This window comes from Aquimarina megaterium XH134 (genome assembly GCF_000520975.1).
Taxonomy (GTDB): domain Bacteria; phylum Bacteroidota; class Bacteroidia; order Flavobacteriales; family Flavobacteriaceae; genus Aquimarina; species Aquimarina megaterium.
Map to the genome: position 1 here is coordinate 1 of NZ_JACB01000008.1, position 2,834 is coordinate 2,834.

Sequence of the window (2,834 nt, forward strand, 5' to 3'; positions counted from 1 at the left end):
GCGGGGGTAGTAGTTCTTCTCCTGTACGATCTCACTTTGGGATATAGTACCATCTTTGTTAGCGTCTTTGTAGGATAGTCTGATATTCCCTAAATGGTCTTTAAACTGATAGACATACTTATACCCATTGGCTTTTAATTCTCTATAATATCATTACCCATTCCATCTGTAAATCTTAAATCAACCTTATCTGAATGACACCAGATTTTTACTCCATCTACGTAATGACACATATTAGCATCAAAGGAAAAAATATCATAAAACTTATAAGTCTGAAAAGAGTAGGTTTTATTAATACTAATGTTTTTATCTTCCAGTTGCTTAGAGTTTTTGTCTATAACTAGTAAAACATCATCTTTTTTACTATCAAAAACTTTATATAAGTAGTATCTATTAGTAGAATCAATACTAACAATATTATAAATTTCTTTTTCTTTTACCATTTCATTTTCTACTTGTCCATTACAACAAATAGTCAATAAAAATGTAATAAATAAGATATATCTCATAATGTCTAGTTTTTCTTTCGTTGGTTTATTCTTAATACTCTGCTACCTAACCTTTTCACCTGACCGCTTCTATTAACAGCTTCATAAACACGAGTTGTTCTTGTTCTACCGCCACTTATACTTCCAGTAACTTGTCCTACTCGATTTGCTCCTGTGTTTTCACTATATCTCGGATCGATATTTCCTGCTTTATCATGAGCATTATCATATGCTTCTCTATCAGAAGAAGATGCCCCAGGAGAATCTTGGGCTCCAACAAAACCTTCTATTACTTCGTGTAAAACACCTACCCCATCACCTCTCTTGTAGAAAGAATCTAAAGTGCTTTGAACATCAGTATTAACAGTTTGCGTAGCATCTATTGTTCCATCCTTATTAACTGTACTTCCTCCAAAAGCACCTCCTATGAAGTCTTTTCCATTATCAAGTTGAAAACTATCTTTTGTATTAACAGTAACAGTGATATTCGTGTCTTCTGTAGCATTCAATAATGTTTCAGCAGCACCTCCTTCTTCTAATGTAACACCTTCTTTAACAGTTGCCGTAACTTTTCCAGTTTCAGAATTTCTAGTTAATGCTAATTGTCCTTCTACTGAAGCTTGGAGTTGATTAAAGGCGTCATCTGCATCATCTCCCAAAATAACAACATCATTTGGAGCCATTCCATCAGGATCAATAAATCGCAATGGATTATCAAAAGCATAATTATATGGCGAGTGCCTTCTCATTTGATCAGCCAACGGATCAATATTCATCCATCTACCAATAGTAGGATCGTAGTTTCTAGCTCCAAAGTCCAACCACTCTAGTCCTAGTTTTGATTGTTCTTCCTTACCATTGTAACCATAATTATGATTTCTTCCTCGCAGTGTACTATTATATCCAGAATGAGTCATACCGAAAGGATAGTAATTCTTCTCCTGTACGATCTCACTTTGAGTAATAGAACCATCCTTATCAGCATCTTTGTACGATAATCGTATATTCCCTAAGTGATCTTTAAACTGATATACATACTTATATCCATCAGCTTCATGTTCTACAATACCTTCTGCATGGTTAAAGAATTCTAACGTACCATTTTTATACACATAATTACCGGCATATTCTGTTGTCGATGAACTTCCCTCTGTGGTAATCTTTTTTAGTTTTACCCCAGTGGCATCGTAAATATAGGTAATATTTCCATTATGAGAAGCATTATTTACAGTTACTGTTTTTGGTAAGTTTAAATGATTATAGGTAATGCTTGTGATCCCTTTGTTTTGATCTATAATCATGTTCCCATTGGCATCATAGGTATAGTCATCACTGGTGTTAGTACCATCTTTAAAACCAAAAGTCGTATTCCCTGTATCAGTCACTCTTAAGAGTTTATTACCGCTATCATAAGTATATGCCAGGATATCCATATCCCCAAAAGAAGTAGCAGCTTCATTAAGATTTCCTTTTCGGTTTAAGGAGAGGATATTTCCTGTTTTATCGTAGATAACACCACTTAGGTTATAGTTACCATCACTACTGATTCCTTCTATGATTCGGTTTAAAGCATCATAACCGTATTTGTAATGTCGCTCTACATTATCATTGGCAGTTTTCCATTTTGTCTCTGCGATATTTCCATTATATAAAGCAGTAGCCCCATGTTGTGGGGTATTATAATTGATCGTAAAATCAAACAGATCATTATCATCATAACTATCCTGGTTGATGTGTTTTAACCATCCTCGTACATTGTAGGTATAATGTACATCTTGTAACCCACCACCAACTGTTTTAGAGGTTAATTGCCCTAACTTATCATAAGTATTAGATACAATCAATTCTCCCGGGAATTCCTCGTTCTGGATCTTAGCAAAGAAAGAGGTACTAGCTGTAGCTGCAAAATGAAATCCATTAGATAAGGTAATGGTGTTACCTGCTACGGTAGTTGTGGTCTGAGTGATCGGTTGTGATAAGGTTACTGTTGGTGTAACCCCTGTATTACCCGTACAGTTTACCCCAGAAGCATCTTCTATACATTGTCGTTGGGTGAGCATCCTACCCATATGATCATAGGTAAACGTATCTATCGTTACAATAGGTGCGTTACTATCTTTGGTATGAGTACTTTTAGTCTCTTCTACCTTACCTACAAAATCCAATTGGGTTGCTACCATATCGGTAGTGTTTAGATATTCATTTTTACTAGCTACATAGATGGGCCTTGATTTTTTATCATAGTAAGTAACCGTAGTGATCCAATCATAGGTATCTAGTATTCGTACCTTGCTTCCGGTAGCTAGTGTCTTGGTTTGATCGGTAATAGCTTCGTTATATACTGTT

Annotated in this window: 2 protein-coding genes; both read right to left on the reverse strand. The window is 35.3% G+C overall.

The features are described from left to right. Positions 1-134: 134 nt before the first annotated feature. A complete protein-coding gene (locus tag Z053_RS0108720; RefSeq protein ID WP_025664648.1) occupies positions 135-509 on the reverse strand; it encodes a hypothetical protein in 375 nt (124 codons plus the stop codon). A gap of 5 nt (positions 510-514) precedes the next feature. Next, the coding region (locus Z053_RS29955; RefSeq protein WP_160170070.1) for an RHS repeat domain-containing protein at positions 515-2,834 on the reverse strand (2,320 nt) is incomplete at its 5' end.